This is a genomic window from Klebsiella sp. CN_Kp100 (assembly GCF_040065315.1).
Taxonomy (GTDB): Bacteria; Pseudomonadota; Gammaproteobacteria; order Enterobacterales; family Enterobacteriaceae; genus Klebsiella; species Klebsiella oxytoca.
This window is the reverse complement of sequence record NZ_JBEAIJ010000029.1, coordinates 1-14,975: the sequence shown is the minus strand read 5'-3', so window position 1 is coordinate 14,975 and position 14,975 is coordinate 1. Positions and strand designations below refer to the sequence as shown.

Below are 14,975 nucleotides of genomic sequence, written 5' to 3'. Positions count from 1 at the left end.
CACAGATTCTCAGTATGTTAGGGTGTAAAAAAGCAATTATCACCACCGGGTACCATATCGATATTAATAAATAACAGGAAACGCTCTATTGCATGGCAATTAAATTAGAAATCAAGAATCTCTATAAGATATTTGGCGAGCACCCGCAGCGGGCTTTCAAATATATCGAAAAAGGACTCTCGAAAGAACAAATACTGGAAAAGACGGGGTTGTCGCTTGGCGTAAAGAATGCCAGTCTGACCATTGAAGAAGGCGAGATATTCGTCATCATGGGGCTCTCCGGATCGGGGAAATCGACCATGGTTCGCCTTCTCAATCGCCTGATTGAACCCACCCGCGGCCAGGTTCTGATCGACGGTGTCGATATCGCTAAAATCTCTGAGGCCGAGCTTCGCGAAGTGCGCAGGAAAAAGATTGCAATGGTTTTTCAATCATTTGCCCTTATGCCGCACATGACCGTACTGGATAATGCCGCTTTCGGCATGGAGCTGGCCGGCGTGCCGACTCAGGAACGCCAGGAGAAAGCGCTGGAGGCGCTGCGTCAGGTAGGTCTGGAAAACTACGCTCACGCCTGGCCGGACGAGCTCTCCGGCGGCATGCGTCAGCGCGTTGGTCTCGCCCGCGCGCTGGCGATCAACCCCGATATTCTGTTAATGGATGAAGCCTTCTCGGCGCTCGATCCCTTAATTCGTACGGAAATGCAGGATGAGCTAACTAAATTACAGGCCAGACATCAGCGCACCGTGGTATTTATTTCCCACGACCTTGATGAAGCCATGCGAATTGGCGATCGCATTGCCATTATGCAAAATGGTGAAGTGGTTCAGGTCGGTACGCCGGATGAAATACTCAATAATCCGGCCAATGATTATGTTCGAACCTTCTTCCGCGGCGTCGATATTAGCCAGGTATTCAGCGCCAAAGATATTGCCCGCCGTAGTCCGGTTGGCCTGATTCGTAAAACGCCAGGTTTCGGCCCGCGTTCCGCGCTGAAATTACTGCAGGATGAAGACCGCGAATATGGCTACGTCATTGAACGCGGGAATAAGTTTGTTGGCATTGTTTCCATCGATTCCCTGAAAGCCGCGCTGAGCGAGGGTCAGGGAATTGATGCGGCGTTAATCGACTCCCCACAGGCGGTGGATGCGCAAACGCCGCTCAGCGAGCTGCTCTCTCACGTCGGCCATGCACCGTGCGCGGTGCCGGTTGTCGATGAAGGGCACCAGTACATCGGCATCATTTCAAAACGCATGCTGCTGCAGGCTTTAGATCGCGAGGGGGCAAACAATGGCTGATCAATCTAACCCGTGGGACACCGCACCGGCGGCGGATAGCGCCACGCAATCCGCCGATGCGTGGGGCACTTCTACGCCAGCACCGGCCGATGGCGGCGGTGCCGACTGGCTAAGCAGCGCGCCTGCGCCGCAGCCGGAACACTTCAATATAATGGATCCGTTCCATAAAACGCTGATTCCGCTCGATAGCTGGGTCACGCACGGCATCGACTGGGTAGTGATGCATTTCCGTCCGATTTTCCAGGGGATCCGCGTACCGGTGGATTACATCCTGAGTGCCTTCCAGCAGCTGCTGCTGGGCATGCCGGCGCCGGTGGCGATTATTATTTTCTCGCTGATTGCCTGGCAGATTTCCAGCATCGGCATGGGCGCGGCGACGCTGATTTCGCTGATCGCCATCGGCGCTATCGGCGCCTGGTCGCAGGCGATGGTAACCCTGGCGCTGGTGCTGACCGCGCTGCTGTTTTGTATGCTGATCGGCCTGCCGCTTGGGATATGGCTGGCGCGGAGTCCGCGGGCGGCGAAGATTATCCGTCCGCTGTTGGATGCGATGCAAACCACCCCGGCGTTCGTTTATCTCGTGCCCATCGTCATGCTGTTCGGTATCGGTAACGTTCCGGGCGTGGTAGTGACCATTATCTTCGCCCTACCGCCGATTGTTCGTCTGACTATTCTGGGGATTAACCAGGTGCCGGCGGATCTGATTGAAGCTTCGCGCTCCTTCGGCGCCAGCCCGCGTCAGATGCTGTTTAAGGTTCAGCTGCCGCTGGCCATGCCGACCATTATGGCCGGGGTTAACCAGACGCTAATGCTGGCCCTGTCGATGGTGGTGATTGCCTCAATGATTGCCGTTGGCGGTCTTGGCCAGATGGTACTACGCGGCATCGGTCGCCTTGATATGGGTCTGGCCACCGTTGGCGGCGTCGGGATTGTTATCCTCGCCATTATTCTTGACCGTCTGACTCAGGCCGTAGGACGGGACTCGCGCAGCCGCGGCAACCGCCGCTGGTACGCAACCGGCCCTCTGGGGCTGATTACTCGCCCTTTCTGTAAATAAGAGCACATCCCCCCCTGCCGGGGGGATGGACTTCCCTTCTGACAAATAAAGGAACAACGATGCGACATACAGCGATCCTTGCCACAGCGTTTACCGCCCTCATTTCGACCACCGCCTTCGCGGCGGATCTGCCTGGTAAAGGCATTACCGTAAAACCAGCACAGAGCACAATTTCGGAAGAGACCTTCCAGACCCTGCTGGTCAGCCGCGCGCTGGAAAAGCTCGGCTATACCGTCGATAAGCCGAGCGAAGTTGACTATAACGTCGCCTACACCTCGATCGCCGCAGGTGATACCACCTACATCGCCACCAACTGGCAGCCGCTGCATGACGATATGTACGCAGCCGCCGGCGGTGATAAAAAATTCTACCGCGAAGGCGTGTTTGTGAATGGGGCGGCGCAGGGCTACCTGATTGATAAGAAAACGGCCGAGCAGTACCACATCAAATCTATCGACCAGCTAAAAGATCCGAAAATCGCCAAACTTTTTGACACCAACGGCGACGGCAAAGCCGATCTGACCGGCTGTACGCCAGGCTGGGGCTGTGAAGCGGTCATCAACCATCAGCTTGATGCCTACGGCCTGAGCAATACGGTAGTGCACAATCAAGGCAACTATGCGGCGATGATGGCCGATACCATCGCCCGCTATAAGGAGGGCAAACCGGTGATCTACTACACCTGGACGCCTTACTGGGTCAGCGACGTGCTGAAGCCGGGTAAAGATGTCGTCTGGCTGCAGGTGCCGTTCTCTTCCCTGCCGGGCGAACAGAAAGATATTGATACCAAACTGCCAAACGGCATGAACTATGGCTTCCCGGTGAACACAATGCATATTGTCGCCAACAAAGCCTGGGCCGAGAAAAACCCGGCGGCGGCGAAACTGTTCAGCATCATGAAGCTGCCGATTGCCGATATCAACGCCGAAAATGCCATGATGCACGCGGGACATGGTTCTGAGGCAGATATCCAGGGCCACGTCGATGGCTGGATCAAAGCCCACCAGCAGCAGTTTGACGGCTGGGTGGAAGAAGCGCTGGCCGCGCAGAAATAGTCTCCCAATTTATAGCCAATTCCCGGAGGCGATACTACGCATCTGCCCGGGCTACAAAACCCGTAGCCCGGGCAAGGCGCTTTGCGTCGCCCCCGGGGAAGACGGCCTCCTGCACAACACGACATCTCCTGTTCTAAATGATGGATTGATATGCAAATAAACTGCATAACTTTAGCCATCAACGTTTTCGTTACTGTTAAGCCGCGCCGCTCTCTGCTAAGGTAAATCCACCTGATTAATCATGTGATTTTCACGTGAGTTATTAATAAGCAACTCCTATGGAAAACCCTGACGCATTGATGCACACTCCCCCCGCTGACGAGGCGACGCTGGCTGAAGGCATTAAGGACAGCCTGCCGATCGTCATCAGCTATATTCCCGTCGCCTTCGCCTTCGGCCTGAACGCCACTAAGCTTGGCTTTACTCCGCTGGAAAGCCTGTTCTTCTCCTGCATTATTTACGCCGGCGCCAGCCAGTTCGTGATCACCGCCATGCTGGCCGCAGGAAGCTCGCTATGGGTCGCCGCGCTCACCGTCATGGCGATGGACGTTCGCCATGTGCTGTACGGCCCGTCCCTGCGCAGCCGCATTCAGCGCGCGATGAGCAAGAAAAAAACCGCGCTCTGGGCATTCGGCCTGACCGATGAAGTATTTGCCGCTGCCACCGCTAAGCTGGTCCGCGACAATCGACGCTGGAGCGATAACTGGATGATCGGCATCGCTTTTATGTCCTGGGCGTCATGGGTCTTCGGCACGCTGATCGGCGCTTATTCGGGCAGCGGCCTGCTGACTAACTTTCCGGCAGTGGAAGCGGCGCTGGGCTTTATGCTGCCGGCGCTGTTTATGAGCTTTTTACTCGCCTCATTCCAGCGCAAGCAGTCGCTGAGCGTTACCGCCGCGCTGGCAGGCGCGCTGGCTGGCATGATTCTGTTTTCCATACCCGCGGCGATCCTTGCCGGGATTGTCTGCGGCTGCCTGACCGCTCTGGTGCAGGCCAGCATTCAGGGGATGCCCGATGAACAGTGATGTCTTCATTCTCGGCGTCGTGGTCGGCTGCGTGAACTATCTCTTTCGCTATCTGCCGCTGCGCCTGCGCGCCGGAAACGCGCGTCCGACTCGCCGCGGCCCGGTCAGCGTCCTGCTCGATACCATCGGCATCGCCTCCATTTGCGCGCTGCTGGTTGTCTCCAGCGTGCCGGAAATCCTCCATGACGCCCGCCGCCTGCTGCCCACATTAGCAGGCTTCGCCGCGTTGGGCCTGGCGTTTTGGAAAACACGCAGCATAATTACGCCTACGCTTTTGAGCGCGCTAACCTACGGTGTTGTCTGGAAAATCAGCGTATGGCTATAAGCTTAAAGTATAAGTTTTTGTCAATAATTGATTTGATTTATTTGTCACAATAGTTATTATATCGGCTGTAATTAATGAGGTCATAACCAAAATGGATAGTTCGTTTACTCCCATTGAGCAAATGCTCAAGTTCCGCGCCAGCCGTCACGAAGACTTCCCTTTTCAGGAAATTCTGCTTACTCGTCTTTGCATGCATATGCAGGGAAAACTGCTGGAAAACCGTAACAAGATGCTGAAAGCGCAAGGGATTAACGAGACATTGTTTATGGCGCTGATCACGCTTGAGTCTCAGGAAAACCACAGCATTCAGCCTTCCGAGCTGAGCTGCGCGCTGGGCTCTTCGCGAACCAACGCCACGCGCATTGCCGACGAGCTGGAAAAACGCGGCTGGATCGAGCGCCGCGAAAGCGATAACGATCGTCGCTGCCTGCATCTACAGCTTACCGAAAAAGGGCATCAGTTCCTGCGCGAAGTCTTACCGCCGCAGCACAACTGCCTGCATCAGCTCTGGTCCTCTTTAAGCACCAGCGAAAAGGATCAGCTTGAGCACATCACCCGTAAGCTGCTTGGTCGCCTTGACCAAATGGAAGAGGATGGCGTGCTTGCGGAGTCTCTGCGCTAAGCGCGGAACCAACCGCTCACCAATTTTTCTGGATTGACAAGGAAAACGGACAGGCCAGCAGATCTTTCTGCTGGCCTTTCTGATAAACAGGTCGGCTCAGCCGATGTGAAATAATAAGATCGTGGAGAATAACATGAGCGCAAATGCGGAGAGCCAAACCCCGCAGCAACCGGGCAGCAAAAAAGGGAAGCGTAAAGGCGCCCTCCTGCTGCTGACCTTGCTCTTTATTATTGTTGCCGTGGCATACGGGATTTATTGGTTTTTGGTACTGCGTCACTACGAAGAGACCGACGACGCGTACGTGGCAGGGAATCAGGTACAGATTATGGCCCAGGTGTCCGGCAGCGTGACGAAAGTCTGGGCCGACAACACCGACTACGTGCAAAAAGGCGATCCGCTGGTCACCCTCGACCAGACCGATGCCCAGCAGGCGTTTGAAAAAGCGCAAACCCAGCTGGCCGCCAGCGTACGTCAAACGCGCCAGCAGATGATCAACAGCAAGCAGCTGCAGGCCAGCATCGAAGTGAAAAAAACCGCGCTTTCCCAGGCGCAAACCGACCTTAACCGCCGTATTCCGCTGGGCGCGGCCAACCTGATTGGCCGCGAAGAGCTGCAGCATGCGCGCGACACGGTTGCCAGCGCGCAGGCCGAACTGGACGTGGCGATTCAGCAATACAACGCCAACCAGGCGATCGTTCTGGGCACGAAGCTGGAACAACAGCCTGCGGTCCTGCAAGCGGCCACCGAAGTGCGTAACGCCTGGCTGGCCCTGCAGCGGACGAAGATCGTCAGCCCAATTAGCGGCTACGTTTCTCGCCGTTCCGTTCAGCCCGGCGCGCAAATCACCACCACTACCCCGCTGATGGCCGTCGTTCCGGCGACCAACCTGTGGATTGACGCCAACTTCAAAGAAACGCAGCTGGCGCACATGCGTATTGGTCAGCCTGCCACCGTGATCAGCGACATTTATGGTGATGATGTGAAATACACCGGTAAAGTCGTCGGTCTCGACATGGGGACCGGGAGCGCCTTCTCGCTGCTGCCTGCGCAGAACGCTACCGGCAACTGGATCAAAGTGGTTCAGCGCCTGCCGGTACGTATCGAGCTGGATGAAAAACAGCTGGCAGAGCACCCGCTGCGCATCGGCCTTTCGACGCTGGTTGAAGTGAACACCACCGACCGCGGCGGCGAGATGCTGGCAAGCCAGGTACGTAGCGCTCCGGTTTACGAAAGCAATGCCCGTGAAATCGGCCTTGAGCCGGTCAATAAGCTGATAAACGACATCATCCAGGCCAACGCCGGATAATTCGGGGTGAGCGTAATGCAACAGCAAAAACCGCTGGAAGGCGCGCAGCTGGTCATTATGACCATTGCGCTGTCGCTCGCGACCTTTATGCAGGTGCTGGACTCCACCATCGCCAACGTGGCCATCCCCACCATCGCCGGTAACCTTGGCTCATCGTTGAGCCAGGGGACCTGGGTTATCACCTCGTTTGGGGTGGCGAACGCTATCTCCATTCCGATTACCGGCTGGCTGGCAAAGCGCGTTGGCGAAGTGAAGCTATTCCTCTGGTCGACGGTGGCGTTCGCTATCGCCTCCTGGGCCTGCGGCGTCTCCAACAGCCTGACGATGCTGATTTTCTTCCGCGTGATACAGGGGATCGTCGCCGGTCCGCTGATCCCGCTGTCGCAAAGTCTGCTGCTCAGCAACTACCCGCCCGCCAAGCGGTCAATCGCGCTGGCGCTGTGGTCAATGACGGTGATCGTCGCGCCGATTTGCGGCCCGATTCTCGGCGGCTATATCAGCGACAACTACCACTGGGGCTGGATCTTCTTCATCAACGTGCCGATTGGCATCGCCGTGGTGGTGATGACGCTGCAAACGCTGCGCAACCGGGAAACCCGCACCGAACAGCGGCGGATTGACGGCGTGGGCCTGGCGCTGCTGATTATCGGTATCGGTAGCCTGCAGGTAATGCTCGACCGGGGTAAAGAGCTGGACTGGTTCGCCTCCAACGAGATCATCATCCTGACGATTGTCGCGGTGGTGGCGATAAGTTTCCTGATCGTCTGGGAGCTAACCGACGACAACCCCATCGTCGATCTGTCGCTCTTCAAATCGCGAAACTTTACCATCGGCTGCCTGTGCATCAGCCTCGCCTATATGCTCTACTTCGGCGCTATCGTGCTGTTGCCGCAGCTATTGCAGGAGGTATACGGCTATACCGCTACCTGGGCCGGTCTGGCTTCGGCGCCGGTCGGGGTGATCCCGGTTATCCTGTCGCCGATTATCGGCCGCTTTGCGCATAAGCTGGATATGCGTCGGCTGGTCACCTTTAGCTTTATCATGTACGCGGTCTGTTTCTACTGGCGCGCATGGACCTTCGAACCGGGAATGGACTTTGGCGCCTCGGCGTGGCCGCAGTTTATCCAGGGCTTCGCGGTGGCCTGCTTCTTTATGCCGTTGACCACCATCACCCTGTCCGGCCTGCCGCCGGAAAGGCTGGCGGCGGCGTCGAGCCTGTCGAACTTCACGCGTACGCTGGCGGGGTCTATCGGCACCTCGATTACCACCACCATGTGGACAAACCGCGAGGCGCTGCACCATGCGCAGCTTACCGAATCGGTGACGCCATACAATCCCAACGCCCAGCAGATGTACGACCAGCTGCAGGGATTAGGAATGACGCAACAGCAGGCATCCGGCTGGATAGCGCAGCAGATTACCAACCAGGGGCTGATTATCTCCGCCAACGAAATTTTCTGGTTCTCGGCGGCGGTGTTTATCCTTCTGCTCGGGCTGGTATGGTTTGCCAGACCGCCGTTTAGCGCCGGGGGCGGCGGCGGCGGCGCGCATTAAGATTTACCCTGAAGGGATCTGCGGATCCCTTTTTTATTGCCCAAAACGCAGATTGTCCAGTTTGCGCTAGTCGATGTCCGGTTTGCTGGAGATCGCTTTTGCCCACCTCATGCACGATGAAGATCCGCTAAGAAGGAGAAAATCATGCTGACTCAACCCAGTGAAAAATACCGCCCCTATCCGCCGATCGCCCTGCCTGACCGCCGCTGGCCAGAGCAGCAAATAACCCGCGCCCCTCGCTGGCTCTCTACCGATCTGCGCGACGGCAACCAGGCGCTGGCCGAGCCGATGGATAGCGCGCGCAAGCTGCAGTTCTGGGATTTACTGCTGGAGTGTGGTTTTAAAGAGATTGAGGTCGCCTTTCCCTCCGCCTCACAAACCGACTTCAACTTTGTACGTCAACTGATTGAAGAACGGCGCATTCCGCAGGATGTGACGATTCAGGTGCTGACCCAGGCGCGGGAAGATTTGATCCTGCGTACGTTTGCCGCTCTGCGCGATGCCCACTGCGCTACCGTACACCTCTATAACGCCACCGCGCCGCTGTTTCGCGAGCTGGTTTTTGGAATGGACAAAGCGCAGGTGATCGACCTGGCGACCCGCGCGACCCGGCTTATCCGTCAGCAGTGCGAGCAGCATCCGCTGACCCGCTGGCAATACGAGTACTCTCCGGAAACCTTTTGCTTCACCGAGCCGGAATTCGCGCTGGAGATTTGCGAGGCGGTGGCGGAAATCTGGCAGCCCTGCGCCGAACGGCCGATGATTATCAATCTGCCCGCGACGGTAGAAGTGAGCACGCCCAACGTATATGCCGATCAAATTGAGCATTTTTGCCGTCACTTTTCGCGCCGCGCCGATGTATGCATCAGCGTCCATCCGCATAACGATCGGGGTACCGGCGTTGCCAGCGCGGAGCTGGCGGTGATGGCAGGCGCCGACCGCGTCGAAGGCTGCCTGTTCGGCAACGGCGAGCGCACCGGTAACGTCTGCCTGGTGACGCTGGCGATGAATCTCTACAGCCAGGGCGTCGATCCCCGGCTCAAATTCTCCGGGATGAAGCGGGTGGTCGAAATCGTCGAAAGCTGCAATCAGATCCCGGTTCATCCGCGCCATCCCTGGGCGGGCAGTCTGGCCTACACCGCCTTTTCCGGCTCGCATCAGGATGCCATTAAAAAGGGATTCGATGCCCGCCGGCCCGGCGAACGCTGGGAAATGCCCTACCTGCCTATCGATCCGCAGGATATCGGCTGCAGCTACGAGGCGGTGATCCGCGTTAACAGCCAGTCCGGCAAAAGCGGGAGCGCATGGCTGATTGAACAGAATCATGGCCTCAAGCTTCCGCGTGCGCTGCAGCAGGATTTTAGCCTGCACGTCCAGCACGAAACCGACGCTCACGGGAAAGAGATGACCCAGAATGCGCTATGGCAGCTGTTTCGCGCGCGCTACGGACTGCTCCCCCAGCCGCCGCTTGCGCTGCTGGATTACCAAAGCGATAGCCAGCAGGACGGCCAGCTTTCTCTGCAGGCTAGCCTGCGCATCGCCGGTGAAACGCGACGACTGCAGAGCCGCGGCAACGGCCTGCTGTCCGCCGCCGCCGCCGGGCTGAGCGTCCTGTTAAGGCAAAACTTCGTGATTAAAGATTATCATGAGCACACCCTGGGTGAACGCAGCGACAGCCGTTCAGTGGCCTATATTCGCTGCATCTTCCCGAATGGCGAGAGCCGTTGGGGGGTCGGAATTGATAACGACGTGGCGCGCGCCTCGCTGCAGGCGCTGTGCAACGCGATGAGCGAAAAGCATCACTCCGGCGAGCGGAAGTAATCGCTGGGGGTCACGCCTAACACCCGGCGAAACATGGCGCTAAAAGCGCTGTGGCTGCCGTAGCCGAGATCCAGCGCCACCCGCAGTACCGAATGCCCCTGCGCCAGGCGAACCAGCGCTTCCATCAGCTTCGCCCGGCGCACCCACTCGCTCCAGGTGAGCGTGGTCTGCTGCTGAAAATGGCGATTCAGCGTGCGCTCGCTCATGCTGCTCTCTTTCGCCGCCGCGGCGCTGCCCCACGGCTCTCCTGGCGCTTCTCGTACCTTCTGGCATAAACGGCGCAGCGCTTCGCTTTGCGGCTCCGGCAGGCCAAACGGCAGCACCGCCATACCGCGAATCTCATCGAGGATCAGTTCGTAGATTCGTTCATCGCGGCTGCCCGGCGCGTAAGATTCCGCCAGCGTCAGCGACGCGACAATCAGTTCACGCAGCAGCGGAGTGATCTGTACTATCTGGCAGGTTGAAGGGAGATCGGCGCGGGCAAGGGGATCGATAAACAGGGTTCGCGCAGCCGCCGCGCCGGTAATCCGTAGCGTATGCGGCGTACCGGCGGGCAGCCAGACGCCTCGCCCCGGCGGCACAACCCAATAACCCTGCGCGGTTTCCACCCGTACTACGCCGCTGAGGATATGTAACAGCTGAGCGCAATCGTGCTGATGCCAGGGTTCGCTATCGCCATGGGCATAATCATGGGCAAAGGGCACCAGTGAACGATGCTGGAAGTTGAGGGTTAAAGTTGTCGACATTGCGGCGTTGATGAATTGCGGCCCGGCAGCCTTCGCCGGGCCGTAGCGAAAGCACTAGATGTGCAGTTCTTGCAGTTTTTCTTTCGGCAGCGCCAGCTCGTCGTTGCTGTTGACGCGGACATCACGCTCAATGATATGGCGAGCGATTTCCTGGGCTTCTTCCAGCGAGTGCATGGTGTAGGTTCCGCACTGGTAAACGTTCAGCTCCGGGATCTGGTTCTGATCTTTCACCTTCAGCACGTCGGCCATCGCCGCTTTCCAGGCATCCGCGACGCGCTGCTCGTCCGGCGTACCGATCAGGCTCATATAGAACCCGGTACGGCAGCCCATCGGAGAGATGTCGATAATTTCCACACCATTGCCGTTCAGGTGATCGCGCATAAAGCCGGCAAACAGGTGCTCAAGGGTGTGAATACCTCTTTCCGGCATCACTTCCTGGTTTGGTACGCAGAATCGCAGATCGAAAACGGTGATTTCATCGCCGTGAGGCGTGTTCATTTTCTTCGCCACGCGCACCGCAGGCGCTTCCATTCGGGTATGGTCGACTGTGAAACTATCTAACAACGGCATTCTTCACCTCCGATAGTGATTTTTTTAAAAATAAAATGAACTCTTTTTGAGGCAGCGAGTCTGAGTATATGAAAGACGCGCATTTATTATCATCATCATCCCTGAATCAGAGATGAAAGTTTGGCCACAGTGATGTGGCCGTTTTCTTTTTTACGGCTCGTAAAACTACGCATGCCTCGCCAGTAGCGCTTCAAACGACTCGCTGTCCGCCGCTTCCACCTTCTTCTGACGCTGTACCGACGCTTCGCGTTCGGCAGCAAAATCCGCTTCGCTTAAAATTTCCAGCGGCTCTTCGCGCAGCAACGTCCGATACCGATCGGCCAGCTCTCTGCCGGTACCGCCAATCCCCTCTTCAAGCATAGAACGCAGAACGCGCGCCGAGAAGGTTAATTCCGGGTTGTCAAAGCAGGCGACCAGCTCATCGCAGGCCTGCTGATAAGCCTGACATCCGTGGATGCTATCCAGCGTTTGCGCCACGCGGCGTAAATCGCGGAACAGATCTTTGCCGACCTGAGCCAGCGGGTACTGGGCGGTTTCGCAGCCAATACCCAACGTCAGGCCCGGCTTGCGGCCTTCCAGAATCACCCGATTCCAGTTAGTGCGCGTGCACAGCAGCTCGTCGCTGCTCATTTCCGGCGCATCGGCCAGCACGCACCAGACCATAAATAGATCGAGGAAACGTACCTGCTGTTCGTCAACGCCAATCGGTGAGAACGGGTTGATATCCAGGGAGCGGACTTCGATATATTCAATGCCGCCGCGCAGCAGCGCGTCGGAAGGCGTTTCAGCGCTGCGGGTCACGCGTTTCGGCCGAATCGGCGCGTACAGCTCGTTTTCGATCTGCAGCACGTTGCTGTTAATTTGCAGACGCTTGCCGTCTTTCTCCAGCCCGATATTCTCATACTCTTCGGATGGCGTTTTAATCGCCCGCTTCAATCCTGCCACATACTCATGCAGATCGTTAAACGTAATTCCGAGATTGCTTTGCGACTTATTGGTATAGCCGAGGTCGCTCAGGCGCAATGAGGTCGCATAAGGCAGGTAGTACATGCCGTTGCCGGCTTTCTCAAACGGCAGCGTGGTCGGCTTCCCTTGCAGGAACGACGAACAAATAGCCGGGGAAGCGCCGAACAGGTACGGGATGACCCACCCAAAACGATAGTAGTTGCGAATAGATCGGAAATAGCCGGCAGAAATGGCCTCTTTCCCGCTTTCAGCATCCTCGACGCCGCACCTGGCCTGCCAGAAAGCCATCGGCAGAGAGAAGTTATAGTGCACGCCGGAGATCGTTTGCATAAGCGCGCCGTAGCGATTCTTCAATCCTTCGCGATACAGCGTTTTCAGACGGCCGATATTTGAGCTGCCGTACTGCGCCAGCTCAATATCCTGGCCGGGCGCGATATAGCACGGCATGCTCAGCGGCCACATCCGCTCGTCGCCAATATGGCGCGCGGTATAGCGATGAACATCGCGCATGAAGGTGAGCATATGCTGAATATCGCCATCAACCGGCGTAATAAACTCCAGCAAAGCTTCGGCAAAATCGGTGGTAATCCATTTATGAGTCAGCGCTGAACCCAGTGCTTCCGGATGGCCGGTAGTGGCCAGCGTGCCATCAGCGTTGACGCGCAGCGTTTCGCGCTCTAGACCGCGTTGAATACCCTGCAGCGCCTGCGGATTTTTTTCCAGCCAGGCCAGCGCCTGTGATACGTCCGGGATCAATTTGACCTCCCGCCTGTCGAAATCGTTTGAATTAGCATAATTGTAATGGTTGAACAATCAGTCCAATTAGTGCCACCACGTCATGCCCTGAAGCGTTATCGCCGCAACGACGATATAGCGTAATGCTTTGCCAAGGCATAAAAAAAAGAGCACTGGTCCCCAGGAAATGCGCATCCATCCCGCCAGTAAACACAGCAAATCGCCTATAACAGGCGCCCAGCTTAATAATAGCGTGACCGCGCCGTAACGCCTCAGCCAGCCGCTCGCCTTCTCCTGCCAGCGCGATGTCTTGCGCAGCGGAAACAGGCGCCCCAGAATAACGTTAGTTACCCCTCCAAGGCTATTACCGATTATTGCTATTAAAACCAGTAACCACGGCTGGCTAACCCCCGCCAGCAGCATGGCGATCAACACCACTTCCGAGTTGCCGGGAAGCAGCGTTGCGCTTAGAAAGCTACTGGCAAACAGCGATATCAGCGACAGCGAGTCGCTCACAGCAATCGCACGTCCACGGCATCCATTCCGGCGCGCTTCGCCGCCTGCAGCCCGAAGTCCGCATCTTCAAAGACCACGCACTTCTCCGCCGCAACGCCCATGCACTCTGCGCAAAGTAAGAAAGTATCAGGTGCGGGTTTATGGTTGGCGACATGATCCGCGGCAACTACCGCCGAGAAGTAGTGACGCAGACCCAGATGAGCCAGCAGCGCTTCAGCAACGGCGCTCTCGCTGCCGGTACCGACTGACATCGGACGACGACCGTGCCACTCTTTGACCACCTCAATAAGCGGTAAAGGACGGACGCTATCAAGCAGCATCGCTTTCACAGCGGCAGTTTTTTCCTGCGCCAGAAGATGAGGATCTAAATCAGCCTGATTTAATTCAATAATGGCCTGAGCAATCCGCCAGGTTGGAGATCCGTTAAGCGCGACCATGGCCTGCATATCGAAACGCATGCCGTAACGTCCCAGAACCTCGTCCCATGCCTTACGATGCGTCGGCTCGGTATCGAGGATCGTGCCATCCATATCAAAAATCAGTCCTGCATAACGTTCGTACATCGTCTTCTCACCAACCGGTTAAGGAGGTGTTACTGTAACGCAAAAGGTCAGGTTTGTCGCTGCCAGCGGTAGATGCAACAAGGGCGCTCTGTGGCGCCCTTGCTAATAACAGTGCAGTCTGCTGCGATTATTTGATTCTTAAATCGTTCTCAACCACGCGAACGCCCTGCACTTTTCTCGTGACTTCGACCGCACGTTTAGCGCTGTCTGCGGATGAGACAAAGCCGCTGAGCTGTACGCGACCTTTAAAGGTCTGGACGCTAATTTCTGAAGACTTTATCTCTTTGTCATTGAAGAGCGCGGTTTTTACTTTAGTCGTAATGACGGTATCGTCAATGTAACCACCGGTACTCTCCTTTGTGGACGAACCGGCACAACCCGCCAGCGATAAGGCCACCAGCAGCGTCGCGCAAAACGCGGTTATTGCTTTGAACCATTTCATGGATTTCTCTCCTTGCACTTATCTCACCCAAAATCAGATCGATATACAGGAATAAATTATAGTGGAAAGAGGGAGTTGCCAATGAAAAAGTGCTGAAGAATAAGGTGAATTATTGCGCTTAAGGGGTTTTGAGGCAAGGAGAGTGGCTGGCGATTATCTCGCAGACTATGAAACAGCAGCGCGGCTGTTATCGAGGAGAATATGGTGCATCCGGGAGGATGACTCACTCGGTTCGCCCTTCGGGCCGTTGCTAAAGCAACGTTATCCTCTCTGGTGCTTGCGGCTAATACCGCCACCTCATCCACACCTTCGTTGCTGAAGATATGGAGAATATGGTGCATCCGGGAGGATTCGAACCTCCGACCGCTCGGTTCGTA

At 56.7% G+C, this 14,975-nt stretch carries 15 protein-coding genes; 9 read left to right on the top strand and 6 right to left on the bottom strand.

What is annotated here, in order from left to right:
- Nucleotides 1-92 precede the first annotated feature (92 nt).
- The 9 genes from proV to leuA all read left to right on the top strand — a co-directional run bounded on the left by proV (nucleotide 93) and on the right by leuA (nucleotide 10,060).
- Nucleotides 93-1,295, top strand: a complete 1,203-nt coding sequence (proV, locus tag ABLV12_RS09370) for a glycine betaine/L-proline ABC transporter ATP-binding protein ProV (protein WP_004104775.1) — start codon at nucleotides 93-95, stop codon at nucleotides 1,293-1,295.
- The gene (gene proW / locus ABLV12_RS09365; protein ID WP_160886658.1) at nucleotides 1,288-2,352 is read left to right on the top strand and encodes a glycine betaine/L-proline ABC transporter permease ProW; all 1,065 of its coding nucleotides are present in this window, start codon (nucleotides 1,288-1,290) and stop codon (nucleotides 2,350-2,352) included. The genes proV and proW overlap by 8 nt, the downstream gene beginning before the upstream one ends.
- Nucleotides 2,353-2,411: 59 nt before the next feature.
- On the top strand, nucleotides 2,412-3,407 hold the full coding sequence (gene proX, locus ABLV12_RS09360) for a glycine betaine/L-proline ABC transporter substrate-binding protein ProX (RefSeq protein WP_004114704.1): 996 nt from the start codon (nucleotides 2,412-2,414) through the stop codon (nucleotides 3,405-3,407).
- Between the two features lie 299 nt (nucleotides 3,408-3,706).
- On the top strand, nucleotides 3,707-4,432 hold the full coding sequence (locus ABLV12_RS09355) for an AzlC family ABC transporter permease (RefSeq protein WP_085955735.1): 726 nt from the start codon (nucleotides 3,707-3,709) through the stop codon (nucleotides 4,430-4,432).
- Nucleotides 4,422-4,757, top strand: coding sequence for an L-valine transporter subunit YgaH (ygaH, locus tag ABLV12_RS09350; protein WP_004114708.1), 336 nt, complete (start codon nucleotides 4,422-4,424; stop codon nucleotides 4,755-4,757). The genes ABLV12_RS09355 and ygaH overlap by 11 nt, the downstream gene beginning before the upstream one ends.
- A 91-nt stretch (nucleotides 4,758-4,848) precedes the next feature.
- Nucleotides 4,849-5,379 (top strand): transcriptional repressor MprA, encoded by a 531-nt coding sequence (mprA, locus tag ABLV12_RS09345; protein ID WP_004104785.1) that lies wholly within the window; start codon nucleotides 4,849-4,851, stop codon nucleotides 5,377-5,379.
- Nucleotides 5,380-5,512: 133 nt separating this feature from the next.
- On the top strand, nucleotides 5,513-6,685 hold the full coding sequence (emrA, locus tag ABLV12_RS09340) for a multidrug efflux MFS transporter periplasmic adaptor subunit EmrA (RefSeq protein WP_004104787.1): 1,173 nt from the start codon (nucleotides 5,513-5,515) through the stop codon (nucleotides 6,683-6,685).
- 15 nt (nucleotides 6,686-6,700) lie between these two features.
- Nucleotides 6,701-8,239, top strand: a complete 1,539-nt coding sequence (gene emrB, locus ABLV12_RS09335) for a multidrug efflux MFS transporter permease subunit EmrB (RefSeq protein WP_004104788.1) — start codon at nucleotides 6,701-6,703, stop codon at nucleotides 8,237-8,239.
- Between the two features lie 144 nt (nucleotides 8,240-8,383).
- Entirely contained in the window at nucleotides 8,384-10,060 is a 1,677-nt protein-coding gene (gene leuA / locus ABLV12_RS09330; RefSeq protein ID WP_348867005.1) for a 2-isopropylmalate synthase, read from the top strand.
- On the opposite strand, the gene ABLV12_RS09325 is transcribed toward leuA, so the two are convergent.
- From ABLV12_RS09325 to ABLV12_RS09300, 6 genes are all read right to left on the bottom strand, one after another.
- On the bottom strand, nucleotides 10,039-10,806 hold the full coding sequence (locus ABLV12_RS09325) for a helix-turn-helix domain-containing protein (RefSeq protein ID WP_004104793.1): 768 nt from the start codon (nucleotides 10,804-10,806) through the stop codon (nucleotides 10,039-10,041). The genes leuA and ABLV12_RS09325 overlap by 22 nt on opposite strands.
- Before the next feature lie 54 nt (nucleotides 10,807-10,860).
- Nucleotides 10,861-11,376 (bottom strand): S-ribosylhomocysteine lyase, encoded by a 516-nt coding sequence (luxS, locus tag ABLV12_RS09320; RefSeq protein WP_004104795.1) that lies wholly within the window; start codon nucleotides 11,374-11,376, stop codon nucleotides 10,861-10,863.
- Nucleotides 11,377-11,541: 165 nt separating this feature from the next.
- Entirely contained in the window at nucleotides 11,542-13,098 is a 1,557-nt protein-coding gene (gene gshA, locus ABLV12_RS09315; RefSeq protein WP_348867004.1) for a glutamate--cysteine ligase, read from the bottom strand.
- A 66-nt stretch (nucleotides 13,099-13,164) separates the two neighbouring features.
- Nucleotides 13,165-13,593 carry a YqaA family protein gene (locus ABLV12_RS09310; protein WP_064397948.1) on the bottom strand — a complete coding sequence of 143 codons (429 nt, stop codon included), beginning with the start codon at nucleotides 13,591-13,593 and terminating at the stop codon, nucleotides 13,165-13,167.
- Complete coding sequence (yqaB, locus tag ABLV12_RS09305) at nucleotides 13,590-14,156, bottom strand: fructose-1-phosphate/6-phosphogluconate phosphatase (protein ID WP_348867002.1); 567 nt, start codon at nucleotides 14,154-14,156, stop codon at nucleotides 13,590-13,592. Before yqaB ends, ABLV12_RS09310 begins: the two co-directional genes overlap by 4 nt.
- Nucleotides 14,157-14,283: 127 nt before the next feature.
- On the bottom strand, nucleotides 14,284-14,598 hold the full coding sequence (locus ABLV12_RS09300; RefSeq protein ID WP_108704640.1) for a BON domain-containing protein: 315 nt from the start codon (nucleotides 14,596-14,598) through the stop codon (nucleotides 14,284-14,286).
- Nucleotides 14,599-14,975 lie beyond the last annotated feature (377 nt).